We start from the raw sequence: 22280 nt of genomic DNA, 5'->3' as shown, positions 1-22280 counted from the left end.
ATAATAAGCAATATTTATGCCTAGAGTTTAATAAAATAAGAAAATTATTTTATTAAATTAATGATATGAGTTCATTTGTAGATTTTAAAATACCGAAAATACCATTTTCGACTTTAATCATTTCCAATGCAGCTTGATGTAAACTAATATTTGCAGAAGCACAAGCATCTGCAACGGTAATACAATAAAAACCCAAATCTGTCGCATGACGAAAAGTACTTGATACACAAACCTCTGTTGTAACACCTGTAATAATTAAATTTTTAATCTCTTTATTTCTTAATATCAACTCCAAATCAGTATATACAAAAGCGGAATATCCTGGTTTATCTATAATAGGTTCACCTGATATCGGTTGTAATTCATCGATAAAATCATGACCATATTCACCACGTATCATTAACTTACCTAGTGGACCCTGATGACCAATTTCCGCATTGGCTAAAAGTGTTCTTTCCCTTTTTATTATGGGTAAGTCTGTTAAATCTACTCGATGTCCTTCTCGGGTATGTATAACCAGCATATTTAAATTACGTGCCCATTTTAATAACTTATTTATGTTGAATATTGGTTTTCTTAATAAATTTATATCCAACCCAATTGAATCAGCATATCCACCCTTCTGGCAGAAATCTCGCTGCATATCAATAATAAGCAAGGCAGTGTTTAAAGGAGAAATGCTCATATACTCAATTTTTCCAAGAATATGAAAAAGAATAAACAAGATCTAATGTTAATCCTGTTCATTCTTTTTCATTACATTATTAATTTGGTGCTAAAGTAAACAACACCTGCCCTGTTTTGACGATATGGCCTTTTTCTGCCAACACTTCATGTACTTTCATTTTTTCCGGTGCGACGATTGGAATTTCAATTTTCATGGCTTCAATCACTGCCAATATCTGCCCTTCCTCGACAATATCACCGACGGCACATTCAACTTTCCAGATTGAACCCGGCATATGCGATTCCACTGCCAGTCCGTTTTCCGGAATAATCACTGCACTGTCATCGTCGATTTCATCAGCTGAATCAGACACATATTCTGCCAATCCTGCTTCATGCCAGCGACGGCGTTCCGCTTCAAAATTTTGCTGTTGCACCTGTTTAAAGGCATGAATACTGTCCTCATACTCATTCAGGAAATCATTGTATTGTTTTAGGTTGAGTACACCTTCTTCAATGCGAATGGTTAAGCGTCCAGCCTTGAAATCCTCACGCATGATCAGTAATTCTTCTTCACTCACTTCGTAAAATTTGATCTGATCAAAGAAACGCAATAACCATGGTTTATTGGCTTCAAAATTGGCATTTTTACGGTAGCGGCTCCACATTTGCGTGGTACGTCCAACAAACTGATAACCGCCCGGTCCTTCCATGCCATAAACACACATATAGGCACCACCGATACCGACTGCATTTTCAGGCGTCCAAGTCCGTGCAGGATTATATTTGGTGGTCACCAAACGATGTCGTGGATCAAGCGGCGTTGCAACGGGTGCGCCTAGATAAACATCACCGAGTCCCATCACCAGATAATTGGTGTTATACACAATATCCTTAACCGCCTGTTTCGATGCTAATCCATTAATCCGACGGATAAATTCAACATTATCCGGACACCACGGTGCATCTGCACGTACCAGTTGCGTGTATTTTTCAGTGGCAAGTTGGGTTTGTGAATCTTCCCAAGCCAGCGGTAAATAGACTGTTCGTGACGGCACCTGCATATTTTTAACATCAGGTAATTCCATTTCTGCCTGTTGCAACAAAGTCAGCAATTGTTGCTGATCCAAAACTGTCGAATCAAAATGAATTTGTAGTGAACGAATACCCGGGGTGAGATCAATAATACCTTGAATATCTTGATCTTTAACCCATTGTATTAAGGCATGGATTCTAAATCTAAGATTCAGATCGAGTACCAGCTCACCATACTCAACCAATAGATAATGATTGCCTGCCGGACGATATACCACGCGAGGCGCATCATCTTGTCCTGCTAGCGTTGCCAATACTGCATCTTTTAAGGTATCTGTTTCAATCTCAATCTTCGGTAATTGGGCTATATCAGCGACATCTTTGCTTTGTATCAGATCACGGTAAGCAAAGTTTAATGTTTGTGCCTGTGCATAGCTGATTGGGATAAACTTCACCTTATCACCGGCTTTTAGTTGTCCGAGTTTCCATAATTCGGAATGCACCACTACCGCAGGACAGACAAATCCGCCTAGACTTGGGCCATCGGGTCCCAGAATAATTGGCATATCGCCAGTAAAATCAATGGCACCAATGGCGTAGGCGTTATCGTGAATATTTGATGGGTGTAAACCAGCTTCTCCGCCATCAGTTCTTGCCCATTGTGGTTTTGGACCAATTAAGCGAATTCCGGTACGGCTGGAGTTATAATGGATTTCAAATTCATGCGCAAAGAAAGTCTCAATATCCTCTGGGGTAAAGAAATCTGGGGCACCATGCGGCCCATACATCACTGCAATTTCCCAGTGATGATCAAATTGCGGTATCTGTTGTACATACAAGCTATTGTGCTGTTGTTGCGTTGTAGGCGTTTCCGTAATGGGTAACATATCCCCGATTAATAAATTACGTCCGGCATGCCCGCCAAATTGTCCTAATGTAAATGTTGCCTGACTCCCCAAATATTCGGGAAGGTTTAAGCCACCTTTAATTCCGATGTAACTGCGGCAACCTGTAGTTACTTTCCCACATTTCAGCACTTGTCCTTTTTGCACAGCAATGGTGCTATACATGGCAAGTTTTTCACCATCAAGCACAGCTTGCATTTCACCGCCTGTCAGTACAATCTGGCTATCACAATGGAATTTGAGTGTAGGTCCCTGTAAGGTACATTCCAGTCCAGCAGTATTAAACGGATTACCCAATAATTGATTGGCGATGTTTAAACTTAAAGGATCCATTGCACCCGATGGTGGCACACCCACATCCCAATAACCCAAACGTCCGGTGACATCCTGCACCGCAGTTTGAATCCCTGCCTGCAAAACTTCAATTTTTTGGGTTTTCCAAACAAAGTTATTTAAAAACCGTGTGGTTTGTGTGCCACTGTTAAATACCTCACCAGCGACAATTTCCTGTAAATATTCAAGATTGGTTTCAATACCTGCGATGCTAGTGTTTGCCAAGGTATTAGACATCGCCTGAATCGCTTGCTCACGGTCGGCAGCAGTCACAATAATTTTGGCAATCATTGGATCATAAAAAGAAGATACATGTGAACCCGTTTCCACCCATGTTTCAATACGGGCATGCGAATCAAACTTCACTTCGGTCAGCAAACCCGCACTAGGCTGAAAATTTTTAATCGGGTCTTCGGCATATAAACGTACCTGAATCGAATGACCCTGTGGTGCATTCACTGTTTCTGGTAAAACGAGATCACCACTGGCAAGCGTCACCATCCACTCCACCAGATCTATGCCAAACACCTGTTCGGTCACACCATGTTCAACCTGCAAACGGGTATTGACTTCCAAAAAATAAAATTGCTGATCTTCATGTTGGGCTTCGGTATCCATCACAAATTCAACCGTCCCGGCCGAACGATAATTCACCGATTGCATCAGTTGAATCGCCACCCGTTGCAGATAATCACGCTGTGTTTGAGATAAATGCGGTGCTGGCGTTTCTTCAATTACTTTCTGATTGCGGCGTTGTACCGAGCAGTCTCGTTCACCGAGTGCCAGCACTTTGCCTTGACCATCACCAAAAATCTGTACTTCGATATGACGGGCATGCTGGACAAATTTTTCCAGATAAAGTCCTGCATCCTTAAAGTTGGCTTGCGCCAGATAGGACACGGTAGCATAGGCTTCTTTTAATTCGGCTTCATTCCAGACCAGACGCATGCCGATCCCGCCACCGCCTGCGGTACTTTTTAGCATTACAGGATAGCCAATTCGGGCAGCTTCGGTTAATGCTTCCGCTTCATCCGCCAGTAAATTACTCCCCGGTAATAATGGCATCTGATTTTCAATCGCCAATTCCCTTGCAGTATGTTTTAAACCAAAATCCCGCATTTGCTGTAAGGTAGGTCCAATAAAAGCAATGCCACGTTGTTCGCACAAATCACAAAATGCAGCATTTTCCGATAAAAAACCATAACCGGGGTGAATCGCATTTGCCCCACTTTGCAAGGCAATTTCTAGAATTTTTTCAACATTCAGATAACTCTGGCTGGCTGGTGCTGCCCCGATACAAAAAGCTTCATCGGCAAGACTGACATGTAGTGAATCCCGATCTGCTTCGGAATAAACCGCAACTGACTGAATCCCAAGACGTTTTAAAGTACGAATAATCCGGCAGGCAATTGCACCACGATTGGCAATCAAAACTTTATTAAACATGTATTTGCCCCTTATTCTGCATCACGCACGATGAGCTGAATCCGTGTCGGGTTATAGGCATTACAGGGGTTATTCAGTTGCGGACAATTGGAGATCAACACGATCAAGTCCATGTCGGCCTGAATTTCCACATATTTACCCGGTGCAGAAATCCCGTCATCAAACTTGAGATGACCATCAGAAGTAACAGGTACATTCATAAAAAAGTTAATATTGGGTCCAATATGGCGAACATTTAAACCATGTTTTTTTGCAACCGGATGAGTGGCCAATGCATGCATAAAATTATTGCGGCAACTGTGCATTGGATATTTATCATGAGAATAACGTACGGTATTACTCTCGCAGGAACAGGCACCGCCCAGCGTGTCATGTCGCCCACAATTGTCATCAACAATAGTCGCTATGGCATGTCCTAGATTGCTATACAACGTCGTACCTTTTTCCAGATAAATGTACTGATTTTTGGCAATGGTATCGGTTGCACTATACCGTTCCTGTGGATTAGCTGCACTGATAAACAGCGTATCCACTGCCTGATTGCCTTCCAGATCCACGATACGAAAATATTGCCCTTTTTTGACTTCGCACATCCATCCTTCGCCCGCAGGACAGACTTCACTTAATAATGCATGGTCAAAATGTTGTGATGCTAAATTTGTCATTGTTATTCTCCTGATATTAATGATTGTCTAATGCAAAATAACGCTGATTATTGGCAAAACCATTCTGATTCTGATGACATGAATCTCGGCAAATATCCTGTTCCAATAATGGCAAGGTTTTAAATAAGCGCAGTTGTACATCGGCTGGTTGATAGTTTGTTGCCGCATCCAGTGCATGCGGTGCAGCAGACAAAAATACCAGACAATCCATTTCAAAACGTAATTCAATAATCTGTCCGGAGTTATCCGAGTCAATATAAGAAAGTGCCCCTGAGTCATCGGGACTGACTTTGGAAAATAAATTCACTGTCGCCGTCAAATCCTCTACGCCCAGAGAAAATTTGGTCATTTCTACCAGCAAACTGTCTAGACTATTTTGATACATGGCATTGCGCGCATCCTGAAAAGTCTGTACGCCAAAATGATCCTGAATCTGTTCCGCCGTACTCGGACCACAGATCGCATCATTCCAGCCATGATCATCGCGAACAATTGATGCCATCACATGACCAAAGTCGGAATACAATACATTTCCTGTTGTTAAAAATGCCGTATGCTGTGCCTTTAAACTGTCTGGCATATTAAAGCGTTCCAGCTTTTCTTGTGCATTGACACAATACAAAGACACATTGGCATTGGGACCCAATGCCTCAAATTGTAAAACTGTGCCGCGTGGTATCCGTCCAGACCAGTGATGGCCACCGGGTAATAATTCTTGCCAGAGTGCCTTTTGCTCATGATATGTTGATGTGTTCATAACAACTCCTTGCGGATAAATCGATTCAGTTTTAGAAATGAATAACTAAATTCATCTCCTGACCTCCCGGGCTTTTATCCCTCCGTGTAGTTCTTACGAACCGTCATCTCTCGGTCCAGTCATGTTGATCATTGCAACATCGGAACCCTAGATCACTTTTTGCTATTGATAAAATAGAAGCAAAGCTTATGCCAATTCAGTATTACGATTTTTATAAAAAGTAATACTGAATTGGTGCAAGAAAAATTATCGTTGCTGAAAACTGCACTAAAACTCAGCAAATCAGTAGTGATTCCTTGGATTTTGAACCTAAACAAGCAATTTAGAGTTGGTATGGTTTTTGATATAACAGAAATAGAAAAGTAATTGCCTTAACTAAAATTATAGAAGAATGGAAGAATTGGTCTATAACAACTGACTCAATCCATTATATAGTTATGGCGTAGTTTATTGGCGAAGATTGGAATGAAACTCATGCAACGTAATGACTGGACAAGACAAGAAATTGAAGCCTTATATCAACAACCATTTATGGATTTGTTGTTTGAAGCCCAGCGCCTGCATCGCCAGAATTTCAAAAAAAATACCATTCAGGTCAGTACCTTGCTCTCAATCAAAACCGGTAAATGCCCGGAAGATTGTAAATATTGCTCACAGTCGGCACGTTATGATTCAAAACTCGAAGCAGAAAAACGTATTGCTGTAGAAAAAGTCCTGCGTGAAGCAATTGAAGCAAAAGAATCTGGTTCTTCGCGTTTTTGTATGGGCGCTGCATGGCGTAATCCGCATGAACGCGATATGCCTTATGTGCTGGAAATGGTACGTGAAGTCAAGGCACTGGGCATGGAAACCTGTATGACCTTGGGTATGCTCAATGCCTCACAGGCAGAACGCCTTAAAGATGCCGGATTGGATTATTACAACCATAATCTGGATACCTCACGTGAATATTATTCCAATATCATCAGTACCCGAACTTTTGATGACCGACTGGATACCCTGGATCATGTGCGTAATGCTGGTTTAAAAGTGTGTAGTGGCGGGATTGTCGGCTTAGGTGAATCAGAGCAGGATCGTATCGGCCTACTGTATGAACTTGCCACACTGCCAGTACATCCGGAATCGGTACCAATTAATATGCTGGTACCAATCGAAGGAACACCTTTGGCGGATGTAGAAAAACTTGATGTGATTGAATGGATTCGTACCATTGCCACGGCGCGTATTTTAATGCCGACCAGTTATATCCGTTTGTCTGCCGGACGTGAGTCTTTAAGTGATTCGGATCAGGCATTAGCATTTATGGCAGGTGCAAACTCCATCTTCTCTGGTGAAAAATTGCTGACCACGCCAAATGCTGGACAAGGTAAAGATCAGGCATTATTTGCCAAACTTGGGCTTGAAGCAGAAAAACCTAAAGTCAGTGTACGAGAAACAGCAGTTGATGCGATGGCTGGTTAAATAATAACAATTATTATTTTCAAATACGGTTTCTTTTCACTCCAAATATCCTATAATTACTCAACCAATCACTTATTAAGTGGTTGGTTTTTTATTACATAAAGAAAATTTCAAGGGTTGTATATGATTAAACAAAATTTGTTATTACTTGCAGTTACTTCATTGCTGATTGGCTGCGCATCAGTACCCACCACTTCCACTGAAGTAGCAACTCAACTCAAACAAATTCAAGCACCTACTGAAGGCAAAGCTGGGCTGTATATTTATCGTTCCAGCTCTGTCATAGGCGCTTCACTTAAAAAAGATATCTGGCTAGATAAAGAATGTATAGGTGAAACTGCTCGAGGCGTATTTTTTTATAAGGAAGTAGAAGGTAATAAAACACATGTTTTAGCCACTGAATCCGAATTTTCTCCTAATTTGCTCAATGTAACCACTGAGCAAGGGAAAAATTACTTTATTCAACAGTACATAAAACCTGGGGTATTTGTTGGTGGTGCAAATTTAAAATTGGTTGATGAACAAGAAGGCCAAGCAGCTATCCAAAAACTTTCTTTAGCCGAATCCGGAAAATGTAGTAAACCCTTCCCGACTAAAGCATCATAATTCATTCAAATGTAAAAAGAGGTAGATCATCTACCTCTTTACTATTTATTCCAGAATATTTTCAAAATCATAGTGTGATGGATACAGCTCCGCCTGATAGAAATTGACCTCACCGTCCGGATAGACATCACTGATCAAAGACGTTAAAACATCAAGCTGTTCGGCTTTGGCATCACTTAAGATTAAAATAATCTGTTGATCCAGTTCTACCGTAATGACATTGATGCCTTTTTTAAGCAACTCGTCGAGCACATTTTCCAAACAAATCGCCCGATAGGTTTCCGGATCAATTTCGGTTTCACCGTCCAGATCATCTTCATCATCATGATCGGTTTCGAGTTCCTGTTGATCTTCATCACCCGGACCACTTAGATAATCGGAAATTCTCTGCACAACCGTAGATAGATCAAGATCATATTTATTTGCAATGTCCAGCTGTCCAATATCATCTTCAATTTCCCATAGCCAGTCCTTGATATGACCGCTGGCCACATATTTTTCAGATTCAGGGAATTCTTCCAACCAAACATTAAACCATGTGGTTAAAGATTCTGTATTGAGCACTTCGGGAAAATCTTTGGGTGTTAATTTTGGAAAAACATTAATCAGCGCATCACGTAATTTTACTGGTTCAGACATTGTTCTCTCTCATGTTGTTATATTTACTGTCCATAAGCATAGATCAAAACTGTGCCAGGGTCACCCGATCATTGCCACCATAGTCCTGAATTGACGTGATATTTTTATAGTGATTTTGTTTAAATCGTGTTTGTACCGCTTGTGCCTGATCAAAACCATGTTCCAGTACCACCCAACCATTGGGTTTTAGCCAATAGCGCGCAGTGGTAATAATATGTTCCAGATCTGCCAGACCGTGTTGATCTGCCACCAAAGCCCGTTGAGGTTCATGTTGCAGGTTCTGCACATGCGGGTCCTGTGGATCAATATACGGTGGATTAGACACGATTAAATCAAATTTTTGTGTAGTTAAGGCCTGATACCATGCCCCCAAAGCAAACTGTACCCGATCCAAACCATGCTGTATGGCATTTTCTTTGGCAACGTCCAGTGTGGCAGCGTAAATATCTGTGGCGGTGATGTGCCAGTGTGGCCGTTCTGAAGCCAGAGCTAGTGCGATTGCCCCAGTTCCTGTGCCCAAATCAACCACATTGGCCTGATAAGGTAAATCCAGATTCAATACAGTTTCAATCAGAATTTCGGTATCCGGACGAGGCACCAGCGTATCAGGCGTGACCTTTAAATCCAGTGTCCAGAAAGGTTGTGTTCCGGTGATATAAGCCAGAGGTTCACCTTTGGCCAGACGCATCAAACCATCCAGATAGTCTTGCTCCTGCTCGGCAGTTAAGGCTTGCATCAGATGCAACTTAAGTTCCAGTGCCGATAATTTTAAAATATGCTCCAATAGCCATGTCGCCTCTTGACGTTCATAGCTATCTGCTTGTCCTCTTAAGCTTAAGGCTTGTGCAATTTTCAAAAATAATGTCCAGAAAAAGAGATTTAATTCAATTAACCGCCATTTTCCTGTGCCAGCATCGCCAATTGATCGGCCTGATATTCACGATGCAAACTATCCAGCAATTCTGTTAAATCACCTTCCATAACGGCATCGAGTTTGTACAGGGTTAAGTTGATACGGTGGTCGGTCATGCGACCTTGCGGATAGTTATAGGTTCGGATACGTTCGGAGCGATCACCAGAACCGACCAGATCACGACGCATTTCAGAAGTTGCATCAGCCTGTGCCTGACGTTTGGCATTTTCCAGACGAGAAGCCAGTAACGCCATGGCTTTGGCTTTATTTTTATGCTGTGAACGTTCGTCCTGACATTCCACTACAGTACCGGTTGGAATATGGGTAATCCGTACCGCAGAATCGGTTTTGTTAATGTGCTGACCACCGGCACCCGAAGCACGGTAAGTATCGATACGCAAATCGGCAGAGTTAATTTCCACACTAGTATCAATATCAACTTCCGGTAAAATCGCTACCGTACAAGCAGAAGTATGCACCCGCCCTTGTGATTCGGTTGCAGGTACACGTTGTACCCGATGTGCGCCACTTTCAAATTTCAGGCGACCATAGACACCATCACCATCAACCCGGCAAATGACTTCCTTATAACCGCCATGTTCGCCTTCATTTTCGGACAGGATTTCAATACGCCAACCTTGTGATTCGGCATATTTACTATACATGCGAAATAAATCACCGGAGAAAATCGCGGCTTCATCACCACCAGTTCCGGCACGAATTTCAAGAAATGCAGCATTGGCATCATTGGGGTCTTTTGGAATCATCAAAATGTTCAAACGCCCTTCCAGTTCTTCTAAGAGCGCTTTATTACTTTTGATTTCCTCTTGTGCCATTTCCTTAAAATCAGGATCGGCAAGCATTTCTTCTGCGGTGGCAATATCATGTTCGGCCTGAGTGTATTGCTGCCAGACTGCGGTAATTTCCTGCAAATCACTATGTTCACGGGAGAGTTTACGGAATTTGTTATTATCGGAAATCACTTCGACATCGGCCAAAAGTGCTGTTAATTCCTCATAACGATCAGACAATTGATCCAAACGTAAACGTAGTGACTCTTTCATATACTGACTTTCTCAATCCATTTGCTTCATGCAAGCACAACATCACATGAAAACGGTAATTTATAAAATGCCACATAGTTTACCTATTCTCGGCGATAAATCCTACCTTGATTCAACACGGTATTGAATTAATCTTTCTTACCCCACAACTAAAACCACATCACAGTTTCCAAAGAAAATAAAATAACCATCACTTTGTCATTACAATTAGCAAATTTTCTGCAACACAAAACTACGCAAAGCAGGTATTCGATAAAAAACTCTTCATTTTTATCAACAAGGGCTTTGCTAAAGTGCAACCATTGAAAAATTTTGATACATCTAAAACTGGAGTCATCTTATGCAAACGACAAAATGGATTTATACAGCGTTACTGTCAAGTAGCGTTCTGGTTGCCACCAGTAGTTATGCTGATAGTAGCACACGAGTTGCAGCAGCAGGCGCATTAGGCAGTGTAGTGGGTAATGTTATTGGTCAATCAGTAGGCGGCTCCAATGGGGCAACCATTGGCTCAGCAATTGGTGGTGCAGGCGGTGCTGCTGCTGCAAGTAAAAAATCTACCCGAACCGAATCCGCAATTGGTGCTGGCTTAGGTACTGTCGCTGGTGGTGCTGTTGGTAAGAGTATCAATGGCTCTACTGGTCAACTGATCGGCGGGGCTTTAGGTGCGGCAGGTGGTGGTGCTTTAGGCAATAAAATTGGCGATGACCGTGAAGCTGATAAACGTAGCAACTATCGCAACAACTACAAGCAGGCAAAATATTCACCGCGCCATAATGACTGGAAAAAAGGCTATCATAAGAAATATGATAAAAAATACCGCTAGGAAAACCTTTGGGTTACTGTCTCACAGCCGACCCTAACAGTTCGTTATTCGCCTTGCAGCTCTGCCCTTGCAAGGCTTTTTCATGTTGATGCATGATCCCAAATCATTGATGCTCACTCTACGCCTATGGCTAAATTTTTACCTTACAAATCTATTTAAAACAGGCAAAACAAAAACGTTATAATTTTCTTAAATTTCAAGTTTACGGACATTGGCAGTGACCACAATACAGCAGTGTAAATTTTCAATTTTAGAACTTGCCCCAATCCATGATCATGGTACCGCACAACAAGCTTTACATCAGTCGCTCGATCTAGCACAACATGCCGAAAAATGGGGTTATCATCGTTTCTGGGTCGCCGAGCATCATAATATGTCCGGCATTGCCAGTTCCGCCACCAGTGTTCTCCTAGGTTATCTGGCCGCCAATACCAAGACCTTACGTTTAGGTTCTGGCGGTATTATGCTGCCCAATCATGCCCCGCTCGTTGTCGCCGAACAATTTGGTACCTTGGCAACCTTATATCCCAACCGTATTGATTTAGGTCTTGGTCGTGCACCCGGTACCGATCCAACCACCATGCGTGCCTTGAGACGAGGTCGTCAGGAAACCGAAGATCAATTTCCGCATGATGTGCTGGAAATTTTAAATTACTTCGATGATGCCAAACCAAAACAACAAATTGTTGCCACGCCCGGAGAAGGTACACATGTACCGGTATATTTATTAGGTTCAAGTTTATTTAGTGCACAACTGGCTGCGCGTTTGGGTTTACCGTATGCTTTTGCTTCACATTTTGCCCCTCGTATGATGATGCAGGCGATTCAATTATATCGGGAAAACTTTCAGGCTTCCGACAATCTGGAAAAACCCTATGTCATTTTAGGTGTGCCGAGTTTGGTTGCGGACAGTGACAAAGAAGCGGAATATCTGGCAACCACGATTTATCAGCGTATTTTGGGATTAATTCGTGGACAATCCATTAAATTAAAACCACCAATTGAATCCATGCAGGGATTATGGAACGAAGCAGAAAAAAATACTGTGCATAATTTTCTAGGTGTAGCCAAATTTGGATCGCCACATACCGTAAAACAGCAATTGATAGAATTTTTAAATGTCACACAAGCAGATGAATTAATTTTCACCTGCGATGTTTATGATCCGCAGGCACGTTTACGTAGTTTTGAATTACTTAAACAGCTACAGGATTAAGCCTGATAAACCCCATTTTATCAAATTGCTCAGAATCTTCGATTTTAAATGTTAAAGATGAAGATTCTGATGAAATCATTTTTCATTTTAATCACTATCGCAAAGCGCCAATATAATGATGTGACACTTGTGCCTTATATACCTCTTCTTCACTGATCTGATCTTCATTTGATTCGGCTTGAATGTCGGTCGAGATAGAATCCAACGGCACAGATTGTTCATGCTCAGGTTGAATGAGATTTTTTAAACGCAGTGCATAACGCTCTAATTCCGCATCCTGCGTTTCCAGTGCAAGCTCAACGATATATTGTGCATAATTGTGATTTTCTACCAGATAACTGACATCCATCACCCGACCTGATACACGTCTTAGACGTACATACATTTGTGTGGCAATCGCAAATATATCCCGGTTAGCGCTTAAATCAGGGTGTACCGAATTATTCATAAGCAAATCTTCCTTAGCAGCTGAACTTCATACGCACCATTTGATTACAAATTTTGATGCGGCAATCATCGATCAGTAAAAGAGCAAAAAAAATGCCAAGTTTTTAAACTATCTGCTTATTTATCCAAAACTTGTGATAATCATCACAAAATAAACAGGAATAAAAAATTAAACAGAGTGTTTCGACTGAAAATACGTTAAACTTTGCCATATTTCGCACCTAATAATTTTGGTTTATTAATTTTATGAATAGCTCTTTGCGTTTAAACACCTATTGGATTACTTGTGCTGATGGTCTGGAAAACTTGTTACAAGAAGAAATAGAACAGCTTGGTGCAATCATTACCGAACGTAAAATGGGTCGTTTAATCATTCAGGGTACACTGGAAACAGCTTATCGCATCTGTATGTGGTCACGTCTTGCCTCACGGGTACTTGTGCCTATTTTTCAGCACGAGATTGAGCATCAGCATGATGCCCGTGATGTTGCGGAAGAATTGTTTGAAGCTGCTGTAAATTTTGACTGGTCATTGATTTTTGCACCACAAAGTACCTTTGCCATTCGCCTGCATACCGAACGTGAAATCAGAGTCAATCCACAATTTGCTACATTGCGGGTCAAAGATGGCGTAGTAGATAGCTTTATGGAAAGTCAGGGCCGACGTCCAAGCATCGACATTAAACAACCTGAAATTACCTTGTATGTATTGGCAGGCAAAGATGCCCATACCTTCTGTCTGGATTTATCCGGCGACAGTTTGCATAAACGCGGCTATCGTCGTTATATGACCGATGCACCGATTAAGGAAAATCTGGCCGCAGCGATTTTACAAAAAGCCCAGCTAAAACAGAAACAACCCGATTTAATTCTTGATCCTATGTGCGGTTCGGGCACATTTATTATCGAAGCATTGATGATTCTGACTGATCGTGCACCGGGTATGGTCCGTCGTTTTGGCTTTAATGGCTGGCATGGCCATGACCATGACTTGTGGCAAAGTATCAAAAAAGAAGCTGCCGAGCGTCATCAAGCTGCGCTGGAACAACCTTTACCTCAATTTTATGCCTTTGATGCCGATTGGGAAGCTGTAAAAGCCACTCGTCAAAATATCATTGCCGCAGGTTTTGAACGTATTATTGAGGATATCCGGATTGAAGAACGGGTATTGGGAGATTGGCCTGATTTTCAGCTTCAGGAACAGCAAAAAGCTTTTATTGTAACCAATCCACCATATGGTGAACGTTTAGGTGAAAAAGCATCCAATCGTGCGCTGTATCAGGGCTTGTCCTTATTATTACAGGAAACATTCCCGAATCAGTCCGCTGCCATCATCGCAGCACAGATTGAACAGGCGGATGTTCTGGCACTCCAACATACTGAAACCTTACGTTTAATGAATGGTAAATTACCGATTTATATTCGTTTTGGTGAAATTAAACCGCTTGCTGCCAGCCAGCCATTTTTAGCCACATGGCAACCGCAAGCTGTCGAAATCGAAGGTGCGCAGGACTTTGCCAATCGCTTGCAAAAAAATATGTCCAGTTATAAAAAATGGGCAACCAAAGACAATATTTATTGCTTGCGTTTGTATGATGCCGATCTACCCGATTTTAATATTGCGGTAGATTTATATGGCGATAAATTACATGTGCAGGAATATGCGCCACCTAAAACGATTGATCCGGAAAAAGCTAAAAAACGCTTTAATCTGGCACTGGCGACTTTGCGTGCTGTCACAGGCTTAAGCCGTGAAAATATCTTTATCAAAACACGCGCCCGTCAAGCCGGTAAAACCCAGTACGAAAAACAAAGTAGCGCATCAAAACGCTTTATTGTTCGTGAAGGTCAAGCCAAACTTCTGGTCAACTTAACCGATTATCTGGATACGGGTTTATTCCTTGATCACCGTCAGATTCGTTTACAGATTGCCAAAGAAGCCCGCGGCAAGCACTTTTTAAATCTGTATAGTTATACCTCCACTGCAAGCGTACATGCCGCTTTGGGCGGTGCTGCCAGTACCACCAGTGTAGACTTGTCCAACACCTATCTGAACTGGTCAAAAGAAAACTTTGTATTAAATGGTCTTACTGTTGATCACCCAGATGAACAACACCAGTTTTTTGAAAGTGACTGTTTTGAATGGCTCAAAGAGGGTCATGAGCAATATGATCTGATTTTTATTGATCCACCTACTTTCTCGAACTCCAAGAAATTCTACGGTACCTTTGATGTCCAGCGTGATCATTTGTCCTTGCTTAAACGTGCCATGAATCGTTTGACCACCGAAGGCACCCTGTATTTTTCCAATAATTACCGTGGCTTTGAATTCGATGCAGAAATTGAAGGCATGTATCAGGTGGAAGAAATCACCCACTGGACGATTGGACCGGATTATAAACGTAATCAAAAAATTCACCGTGCTTGGCGAATTCGACATTATCCGATTTAATGAGGATTTTTTGATATAAAAACGGGGCGTTGTCATTGCAGCGCCCCGTTTTTATTTTAAAGTCACTGATTATTTTTGTTCGGGATAATTATAATCGCCCCATTTACTGGTTTTAATGCCCAGACCATGCAAGGCTTCAATAAGTTTTACCGCAGCAGTCACGCCATCAATCACTGGAATGTCAATTTCGGCGGCCACACGTTCGGCAAGTTTTGCCATGCCACCACACCCGAGCACAATTGCGCCGATCCCATCTTGCTGTTTCGCTGCCAGACAATTTTCCAGCAACTTTTGATAGGTTTCCTGTTCATTATGTTCCAGATCCAGAACTGGCAAATCAATACAGCGAATCTGCGCACATTTATGGACAAAACCATATTGGTGCAATAGATGTTCAGCAATAATTTTAGTGCGGCTGAGTGTGGTCACAATCGAAAATTTGGTTGCAACCAGCGTTGCCATATGAAAAGCTGCTTCTGCAATCCCGATCACAGGTGCATCGGCCACTTCCCGCGCTGCATGTAAGGCCGGATCACCAAAACAGGCAATCACATGACCATCTACACCCTGCTCTCGGCCTTGTTGCACCAGATTTAATACGCCAATAGCAGAAATGGCCTCATCATAATGACCTTCGATAGAAGGCACACCCTGTTCAGGAGAAACCGCAATAATTTCGGTACCCGCTGCCGCAACTTTGTCGGCACTTTCCCCGATTGAAACGGTCATTTCTAAAGACGTATTCGGATTAATGACTTGTATACGCATATCTAACCTTTCTAGCAATGATTTATAGCCTAAAATAAATAAAACATTTTTCTCTCAGGTTGTCCTTTGAACTGGACTGGAATATCCAGCAACAGGTTCAACCTAATACTTTTGTTCTGTAACCGTTAAAATGGGCGTCCATTTCTCGGTAAACGCTGGTAATGATTGCCTGTTTTCACCTTATGCCGGACTGCACACATACTTTTTGCCCAATGCAATGTACCTATGGCTAACACTTTAGCCCGCCACAAAACCTGAGGTTTGCAACGGGCCTCCCGATCAACTCAATTGAGCATTATTTTTTCTTCATCAATGCAATATAGATCACAAACCCGAGTCCCATACCAATAAACCAGGAAAAGTTTGCCATTGCAGACAATTGTGGAATCAATACGCCCATAATCGGGACTAAAGCAGCAGGAATCAAGGTATAAATGGCTTTTTTGTTATAACCATTTTCATACCAGTAGCTACCTTGAGGATTCATGCTATATAAATCATCCACCACAATTTTTTGCTTTTTCACCACATAAAAATCTGCCAGTAAAATACCAAACAATGGGCCAATCAAAGCACCTAAGATATCAATGGTGTAGTGGATCACTTGCGGATTGTTAAATAAATTCCACGGTGTGATAAAAATTGAACCGACCGCAGCAATCATACCACCTGTACGCCAGCTAATTTTACTTGGTGCAACATTGGAAAAGTCAAATGCAGGAGAAACAAAATTTGCCACAATGTTAATGCCGACAGTTGCAATCATCAGGGTTAAACTGCCCAAAATAACCACAAAGGTATTGTCCAACTTGCCCACCATCTCCACAGGATCGGTAATCAATTGTCCATAAATAGGCAAAGTTGCAGCAATACACACCACAGTCAGGATTGAGAAAAACAAGAAATTGATGGGTAAACCGAGGAAATTACCAAATTTTACCGCTTCAAAAGACTTACCGTAACGGGAAAAGTCACCAAAATTGAGCATAGGGCCAGAAAAATAAGACACGATCAAGGCAATTGCACCAATCATCACAGGTACAACTTCAAGACCTTCGTATTTTACCCCAGCCAGATTAAAATCGATATTGCTCCAGCCTGCTTTATAAATCAACCATGCTGCCATGGCAAACATCACCACATACACAGCAGGTCCAGCCCAATCGATAAATTTACGAATACCGTCCATGCCTTTCCAGAAAACGATGGCCTGAAGCACCCACATCAGCATAAAACCAACCCAGCCCAGATAGGACAAGCCTAACAAACTATATTGATTGACATCGGCATAAGCACTGTACTCTGGAAAGAATTTGAGTATGATCAATAAGAATGCACTAGAGGCAAGATAAGTTTGAATCCCATACCAAGCAACCGCAATTAAACCGCGGATCACGGCAGGAATATTGGCACCCTGTACCCCGAAAGTAGCACGACAAATCACAGGAAATGGTGCACTGGTTTGCTGACTAGATTTAGCAATTAAATTGGCAAAGAACTGTACAATCACAATCCCAACCAATAAGGAAATCAAAACCTGCCAGCTATTCAAGCCCAAGGCAAACAAACTACCAGCAGTGACATAACCACCGACACTGTGTACGTCCGACATCCAGAAGGCAAAAATATTATATGATCCCCAAGTCTGTTTTTTTAACGGTGCCAAATCACTGTTGGTCAGCTTTGGATCATAAGAAGGTTTAATCACTGCTTCCGATTCATTCATCATGGTGAAAACTCACTATTTTTTAGATCTTAATTCAGTGAAATACTGATGTATTCCACCATTTTTGCTTAGTGCCACACTTAGAAAGTGAGTCTTATACCAAGCGCAGTTGAAAGTTGGCTTTTATCTGTATAGCCACCGCCTTGTAGTCCGGAATCTGTATTCACCAGACTTTCAGATGCACCATCTGCATTGTTTAAATAGGCAATATTGGCCAACAGACTGATGGGTTGACGAAGTTGATAAATCGCTAAGGCCCGGTAAACTGTGGTATTGGTATCAAAAGTGGTATTCTTGCGATAAAGAATATCTGCGGATAAAGTGAATTTTGGTGTCATCAAATAATCCACACCAATTTCACTGCTCCATGCTTTTTGTTTTTCAAGGTTACTGGCAATTGCTGCATATTTTCCCGGACCGGAAATATCTGCATAAGCCAAGCCTAAGCGGGCAATCCATTGATCCATCTGATATTTACCAGCCAGTGTGGTCAGTTCATAATGATTGTCGGTATCCTGTGCCTCATGATATTCGTAACCAGCGCCAACCATCCATTGTTGCGCATCATATTTCACAGCAGTGGTAAAAATTTGGCCATGGGTATTTTTATCGGAATCATCTTTCAAGCCATAAATCGCCCCGATCTGCAATCCATTGAAGTTAGGTGAAGTATATTTAATTAAATTGGAATAAATTTCACTGACCGCATCAAATTCGGAAAACTTAAACATAGCACCGGAATTATAGCCACCTTTAAATACACTACCGACAAACCAGTCATCGTTAAACGTCCATTGTTTCCCCAGACTCACAGAACCATAAGGTGTTTTTAATCCGACATAGGCATTGCGGTCAAACAATTCGCCATCTTTACTTTGCTCTCCTTTGGACGGGTTAAAACCTGCCTGCAATTTAAAATAAGCACTGTAATTGTCATCAATCTGATAATCCCCACTTATTCCCAGATTAGATACGCCCAAAATACTATCTACGCCTGTTGTTTTGGTTTGCGTTCCACCTTTGACATTGGTCACTGAAGCAATCCCGGTATCGATCACCCCACTCATTTTAAGATTGACATCACCTGTCGTGACATTTAAATCGGCATGACTGACCACCGTACAAGTTGTTAATGCACATGCCAGAACTAATTTATCCATTGCAAACATGATAGACCCCAAAGTATGTTATTCATATTTGTGCTCAAAATATTTATATATTGTTTACTATATTTAAATAAGATTGTGCACAATTTTATTTAAAGCAAAAAACGGACCAACCTAAAGCTGATGATTTCTATTCAATATTTAGAATAAAGAGCTGAAAAAAAAACCTGAAAATTAATTTGAATTTTCCCATACAAAAAAAATACTTTTAACTTTTTGATATGTAGAAATTTTAATAATGCTAGATTGTTACAATCCAGTGTGGTAAATGTCTAAATTCTACGCAAAAATGACTGGCGGGAAAGAAAAAAATATTCCAGAATTGCCACTTAAACCACTGCCTGTATTTGTTTATCTTTCTAACCTCATTCAGTGCATAATTGTCACCATGGAGAACTCAATGTCATCTGATGCACCACAACAAGACACAGAAATGAGCAATGATGAAATTGATCAACATATTTATAATGCCATTGTTGATGCCATCCTCAACCGTCAGCTTACGCCGGGCACCCGTCTGGTCGAAGCCCCCCTGTGTAAGGCGTTTGGTGTGACCCGTGGCGTACTGCGCAGAGTGTTCGTGAGACTGGCCCATGATAAAGTCATTGAAATTCAGCCCAATCGTGGTGCATTAATTGCGACCCATAGTTTGGAAGAAACCAAGGAAGTGTTTGAAGCCCGAAGTATGCTGGAAATCGAAACCGTCAAGAAACTGGCGCGCAAGGCCAAACACATTGATTTAAATCCGCTTAAAGATCTGGTTGATCAGGAAGCGGAAGTGCGTGGTTCCGGGCACTGGAAAGAATGGATTAAACTTTCTGGCGAGTTTCACATCCGTTTAAGTGAAGTCAATAAAAATACCATCGTGACCAATTATCTTCAGACACTGATTGCACGGACATCTTTACTGATTGGTATGTATGAGATTCCCAAACATAACAATTGTTCTGTCGAGGAACATAAAGCGATCCTCGATGCGATTGAAAATGGCAATGACGAACTGGCCACCTTTTTAATGGAAGAGCATCTGGAAGACTATGCCAGCATTCTGCTAGATGACCGCCCGGAAGCCAGCAATGTCAATTTAATTGATATTTTTCAGAATAAGAAAATTAAACCTTAAGCTTTTTATCAATAGCTCTTGGCCTGAAAATTTCCATTGTAAAGATACGCTAGCCAAGAGTTTATATTAATTACAACTCTTTTTTAAAGATTAACTCCACTGTTAAGTTTCTCTTACCAATTAGCATTTACTTTTTATAAAAACAAATAAATTATTGAATTATCAAGAAAATTATTAATTATCTTTTTAAAAGACGTATTTTTTATAATGTATTGTAAGTAGAATAACTGCCTTAATTTAAGCACAAGAGTCATAAAAATGAAGTTTGTTTTCATACCAATTATTGCATTATCCATACTTAGTATCACTGCATGTACCACAACTGAAAGCGCCCGTACAATTCAAAGCCCTCAAGTCAATGCTGCTACAACTGCTATTCGTTATTCAGGCGTTAAAACACCGGTTTCAATTGGAAAATTTGACAATCGTTCTAGTTATATGAGAGGTATCTTCTCTGACAATACAGATCGTTTAGGTGGCCAAGCAAAAACTATTTTAGAGACACATTTACAGCAAACAGGTTATTTTTCGGTTCTAAATCGAGATAATTTGTCCGAAATTAAACAGGAAGTTGGCTATAGCAAAACAAATCAAATCATCAAAGGTGCGCGCTATGTCATTACTGGAGATGTTACAGAATTTGGCCGTAAAGAAGTAGGTGATCAACAACTTTTTGGAATTTTAGGTCGTGGTAAACAGCAAATTGCCTATGCAAAAGTAAATTTAAATATTGTAGATGTCCAAACATCTGAAGTGGTTTATTCAGTACAAGGTGCAGGCGAATATGCGTTAAGTGAGCGAGAAGTTCTTGGTTTTGGTTCTACTGCTTCCTATGATTCAACCTTAAATGGCAAAGTTTTAGATTTAGCAGTTCGTGAAGCCGTGAATAATTTAGTTTCCGGAATACAAAATCAACAATGGACTCCAAATAAATAACTCGAGTAACATCAATAATGAAAAATTTAATATTTGCACTATGCTGTATGATCGGGCTTTTTGGTTGTGCTACAGCCCCAAAGTCTTTGTATTATTGGGGTTCATATCCGAACCAAACTTATTTAATGTATAGTGATACTACAAAAGCATCACCAAGCGCACAAATAAATACTCTGGAAAAAGATATACAAAAAGCACAAGCAAAAAATTTGGCAATTCCACCAGGATTCTATGCTCATCTTGGGCTTATGTATCTTGAAGAAGGTAATTATTCAAAAGCTGAAAATTATTTTCAGTTGGAAAAACAGGTTTATCCAGAGTCTACGACTCTTATTAATCGTTTGCTCAATGAGAAAAGCCTAAGCGAGCCACAATCATGAAAAAAATGCTCTGTTCTACAATATTACTTGGAATAGTTTTAACAGGATGTGCAACTGCTCCACTTACGTATGATTATTCCACGTATAAAGCGAATATGCCAAAATCCATATTGGTACTTCCACCTATTAATAATACACCTGATGTCAAAGCAACATATGGATACTGGACAACTGTTGACCAGCCAGTTGCGGAAGCAGGTTATTATGTTTTCCCAATGTCTATTGTGGACAAGATGCTAAAAGAAAATGGTGTCACCAATGGAAATGATGCACAATCTATCCCAACCACTAAACTTAGGGATGTTTTTGGTGCTGATGCGGCCTTATATATAAAAGTCACTGAATATGGAACAAAATATCAATTGATCCAAAGTGTCACAAGTGTAGCTGCCGAAGCCAAGTTAGTTGACTTAAGAACTAATCAAGTTTTATGGGAAGGTAAACAATCTATAGCACAACCGACAAATAATAGTGGAGGTAATCTTATCGGTATGCTGGCTAGTGCATTGATTGACCAGATATCAAGTAGCCTAAATGATTCAGCCCATACTTTTTCTAATGCATTAAATTATCAGTTATTTACCCCTTACGATAAAAGTAATGCCAACTCAACGATATCTAGCCGTCAAAGTTCTGGACTGTTATATGGTCCTCGTTCACCCAAATATCTGCAAGAAAGGCCATAAATATTATCAGCAATCATTGCTTTAATTTTTAAACCTTAAAGTTTTGAAGTTAATGCATGCATGTT

General features: G+C 41.0%; 20 protein-coding genes and 1 riboswitch. Of the genes, 9 read left to right on the top strand and 11 right to left on the bottom strand.

What is annotated here, in order from left to right; translation table 11 throughout:
- Positions 1-52 precede the first annotated feature (52 nt).
- The 4 genes from CRO21_RS04900 to CRO21_RS04885 form a co-directional block, all read right to left on the bottom strand.
- Positions 53-685, bottom strand: a complete 633-nt coding sequence (locus CRO21_RS04900) for a cysteine hydrolase family protein (RefSeq protein WP_097078227.1) — start codon at positions 683-685, stop codon at positions 53-55.
- 79 nt (positions 686-764) lie between these two features.
- Entirely contained in the window at positions 765-4385 is a 3621-nt protein-coding gene (gene uca, locus CRO21_RS04895; RefSeq protein ID WP_097078226.1) for an urea carboxylase, read from the bottom strand.
- 11 nt (positions 4386-4396) lie between these two features.
- Positions 4397-5050: an urea amidolyase associated protein UAAP2 gene (locus CRO21_RS04890; protein ID WP_097078225.1), complete on the bottom strand. Its 654-nt coding sequence runs from the start codon at positions 5048-5050 to the stop codon at positions 4397-4399.
- Positions 5051-5066: 16 nt separating this feature from the next.
- Entirely contained in the window at positions 5067-5807 is a 741-nt protein-coding gene (locus CRO21_RS04885) for an urea amidolyase associated protein UAAP1 (protein WP_097078224.1), read from the bottom strand.
- Between the two features lie 61 nt (positions 5808-5868).
- Positions 5869-5969, bottom strand: a riboswitch (guanidine-I (ykkC/yxkD leader).
- 312 nt (positions 5970-6281) lie between these two features.
- On the opposite strand from CRO21_RS04885, the gene bioB reads away from it, so the two are divergent.
- Both bioB and CRO21_RS04875 read left to right on the top strand, forming a co-directional pair.
- Complete coding sequence (gene bioB, locus CRO21_RS04880; RefSeq protein ID WP_378234964.1) at positions 6282-7268, top strand: biotin synthase BioB; 987 nt, start codon at positions 6282-6284, stop codon at positions 7266-7268.
- Between the two features lie 123 nt (positions 7269-7391).
- Positions 7392-7874, top strand: coding sequence for a DUF2846 domain-containing protein (locus CRO21_RS04875; protein WP_097078222.1), 483 nt, complete (start codon positions 7392-7394; stop codon positions 7872-7874).
- A gap of 45 nt (positions 7875-7919) precedes the next feature.
- Here CRO21_RS04875 and CRO21_RS04870 read toward each other — a convergent pair whose 3' ends face one another.
- The 3 genes from CRO21_RS04870 to prfA are packed head-to-tail and all read right to left on the bottom strand — an operon-like array spanning position 7920 to position 10490.
- Complete coding sequence (locus tag CRO21_RS04870; RefSeq protein ID WP_097078221.1) at positions 7920-8513, bottom strand: hypothetical protein; 594 nt, start codon at positions 8511-8513, stop codon at positions 7920-7922.
- A 43-nt stretch (positions 8514-8556) separates the two neighbouring features.
- A complete protein-coding gene (gene prmC / locus CRO21_RS04865) occupies positions 8557-9369 on the bottom strand; it encodes a peptide chain release factor N(5)-glutamine methyltransferase (RefSeq protein ID WP_097078220.1) in 813 nt (270 codons plus the stop codon).
- A 32-nt stretch (positions 9370-9401) separates the two neighbouring features.
- Entirely contained in the window at positions 9402-10490 is a 1089-nt protein-coding gene (gene prfA, locus CRO21_RS04860; protein WP_097078219.1) for a peptide chain release factor 1, read from the bottom strand.
- A 340-nt stretch (positions 10491-10830) separates the two neighbouring features.
- Between prfA and CRO21_RS04855 the strand changes: the two genes are divergently transcribed.
- Both CRO21_RS04855 and CRO21_RS04850 read left to right on the top strand, forming a co-directional pair.
- On the top strand, positions 10831-11316 hold the full coding sequence (locus tag CRO21_RS04855; protein ID WP_097078218.1) for a glycine zipper domain-containing protein: 486 nt from the start codon (positions 10831-10833) through the stop codon (positions 11314-11316).
- Positions 11317-11533: 217 nt separating this feature from the next.
- Positions 11534-12532 carry an LLM class flavin-dependent oxidoreductase gene (locus tag CRO21_RS04850; RefSeq protein WP_097078217.1) on the top strand — a complete coding sequence of 333 codons (999 nt, stop codon included), beginning with the start codon at positions 11534-11536 and terminating at the stop codon, positions 12530-12532.
- A gap of 94 nt (positions 12533-12626) precedes the next feature.
- Here the strand turns inward: CRO21_RS04850 and CRO21_RS04845 are convergent, their stop codons facing one another.
- A complete protein-coding gene (locus CRO21_RS04845; RefSeq protein ID WP_097078216.1) occupies positions 12627-12980 on the bottom strand; it encodes a hypothetical protein in 354 nt (117 codons plus the stop codon).
- Between the two features lie 245 nt (positions 12981-13225).
- On the opposite strand from CRO21_RS04845, the gene rlmKL reads away from it, so the two are divergent.
- Positions 13226-15430, top strand: a complete 2205-nt coding sequence (rlmKL, locus tag CRO21_RS04840) for a bifunctional 23S rRNA (guanine(2069)-N(7))-methyltransferase RlmK/23S rRNA (guanine(2445)-N(2))-methyltransferase RlmL (protein WP_097078215.1) — start codon at positions 13226-13228, stop codon at positions 15428-15430.
- Between the two features lie 69 nt (positions 15431-15499).
- On the opposite strand, the gene CRO21_RS04835 is transcribed toward rlmKL, so the two are convergent.
- The 3 genes from CRO21_RS04835 to CRO21_RS04825 all read right to left on the bottom strand — a co-directional run bounded on the left by CRO21_RS04835 (position 15500) and on the right by CRO21_RS04825 (position 19093).
- Positions 15500-16198 (bottom strand): aspartate/glutamate racemase family protein, encoded by a 699-nt coding sequence (locus CRO21_RS04835; protein WP_097078214.1) that lies wholly within the window; start codon positions 16196-16198, stop codon positions 15500-15502.
- A 295-nt stretch (positions 16199-16493) separates the two neighbouring features.
- The gene (locus CRO21_RS04830) at positions 16494-17924 is read right to left on the bottom strand and encodes an NCS1 family nucleobase:cation symporter-1 (protein WP_097078517.1); all 1431 of its coding nucleotides are present in this window, start codon (positions 17922-17924) and stop codon (positions 16494-16496) included.
- A gap of 80 nt (positions 17925-18004) precedes the next feature.
- The gene (locus CRO21_RS04825) at positions 18005-19093 is read right to left on the bottom strand and encodes a porin (RefSeq protein ID WP_228150365.1); all 1089 of its coding nucleotides are present in this window, start codon (positions 19091-19093) and stop codon (positions 18005-18007) included.
- Positions 19094-19478: 385 nt separating this feature from the next.
- On the opposite strand from CRO21_RS04825, the gene CRO21_RS04820 reads away from it, so the two are divergent.
- From CRO21_RS04820 to CRO21_RS04805, 4 genes are all read left to right on the top strand, one after another.
- Positions 19479-20213, top strand: coding sequence for a GntR family transcriptional regulator (locus CRO21_RS04820; RefSeq protein WP_097078515.1), 735 nt, complete (start codon positions 19479-19481; stop codon positions 20211-20213).
- A 258-nt stretch (positions 20214-20471) separates the two neighbouring features.
- The gene (locus tag CRO21_RS04815) at positions 20472-21149 is read left to right on the top strand and encodes a CsgG/HfaB family protein (protein WP_097078213.1); all 678 of its coding nucleotides are present in this window, start codon (positions 20472-20474) and stop codon (positions 21147-21149) included.
- Between the two features lie 17 nt (positions 21150-21166).
- On the top strand, positions 21167-21529 hold the full coding sequence (locus CRO21_RS04810; protein ID WP_097078212.1) for a DUF4810 domain-containing protein: 363 nt from the start codon (positions 21167-21169) through the stop codon (positions 21527-21529).
- Positions 21526-22215, top strand: coding sequence for a DUF799 domain-containing protein (locus CRO21_RS04805; protein WP_097078211.1), 690 nt, complete (start codon positions 21526-21528; stop codon positions 22213-22215). The genes CRO21_RS04810 and CRO21_RS04805 overlap by 4 nt, the downstream gene beginning before the upstream one ends.
- Positions 22216-22280 lie beyond the last annotated feature (65 nt).

Origin of the sequence: Acinetobacter puyangensis, assembly GCF_900096995.1 — a bacterium.
Lineage (GTDB): Bacteria > Pseudomonadota > Gammaproteobacteria > Pseudomonadales > Moraxellaceae > Acinetobacter > Acinetobacter puyangensis.
The sequence above is the reverse complement of the archived record's forward strand: the minus strand, read 5'-3'. Positions and strand labels throughout refer to the sequence as shown.

Coding starts and splice junctions, on each gene's coding strand:
- CRO21_RS04900 (WP_097078227.1), bottom strand. CDS start 685: ATGAGCATTTCTCCTTTAAACACTGCCTTGCTTATTATTGATATGCAG.
- uca (WP_097078226.1), bottom strand. CDS start 4,385: ATGTTTAATAAAGTTTTGATTGCCAATCGTGGTGCAATTGCCTGCCGG.
- CRO21_RS04890 (WP_097078225.1), bottom strand. CDS start 5,050: ATGACAAATTTAGCATCACAACATTTTGACCATGCATTATTAAGTGAA.
- CRO21_RS04885 (WP_097078224.1), bottom strand. CDS start 5,807: ATGAACACATCAACATATCATGAGCAAAAGGCACTCTGGCAAGAATTA.
- bioB (WP_378234964.1), top strand. CDS start 6,282: ATGCAACGTAATGACTGGACAAGACAAGAAATTGAAGCCTTATATCAA.
- CRO21_RS04875 (WP_097078222.1), top strand. CDS start 7,392: ATGATTAAACAAAATTTGTTATTACTTGCAGTTACTTCATTGCTGATT.
- CRO21_RS04870 (WP_097078221.1), bottom strand. CDS start 8,513: ATGTCTGAACCAGTAAAATTACGTGATGCGCTGATTAATGTTTTTCCA.
- prfA (WP_097078219.1), bottom strand. CDS start 10,490: ATGAAAGAGTCACTACGTTTACGTTTGGATCAATTGTCTGATCGTTAT.
- CRO21_RS04855 (WP_097078218.1), top strand. CDS start 10,831: ATGCAAACGACAAAATGGATTTATACAGCGTTACTGTCAAGTAGCGTT.
- CRO21_RS04845 (WP_097078216.1), bottom strand. CDS start 12,980: ATGAATAATTCGGTACACCCTGATTTAAGCGCTAACCGGGATATATTT.
- rlmKL (WP_097078215.1), top strand. CDS start 13,226: ATGAATAGCTCTTTGCGTTTAAACACCTATTGGATTACTTGTGCTGAT.
- CRO21_RS04835 (WP_097078214.1), bottom strand. CDS start 16,198: ATGCGTATACAAGTCATTAATCCGAATACGTCTTTAGAAATGACCGTT.
- CRO21_RS04830 (WP_097078517.1), bottom strand. CDS start 17,924: ATGAATGAATCGGAAGCAGTGATTAAACCTTCTTATGATCCAAAGCTG.
- CRO21_RS04825 (WP_228150365.1), bottom strand. CDS start 19,093: ATGTTTGCAATGGATAAATTAGTTCTGGCATGTGCATTAACAACTTGT.
- CRO21_RS04820 (WP_097078515.1), top strand. CDS start 19,479: ATGGAGAACTCAATGTCATCTGATGCACCACAACAAGACACAGAAATG.
- CRO21_RS04815 (WP_097078213.1), top strand. CDS start 20,472: ATGAAGTTTGTTTTCATACCAATTATTGCATTATCCATACTTAGTATC.
- CRO21_RS04810 (WP_097078212.1), top strand. CDS start 21,167: ATGAAAAATTTAATATTTGCACTATGCTGTATGATCGGGCTTTTTGGT.
- CRO21_RS04805 (WP_097078211.1), top strand. CDS start 21,526: ATGAAAAAAATGCTCTGTTCTACAATATTACTTGGAATAGTTTTAACA.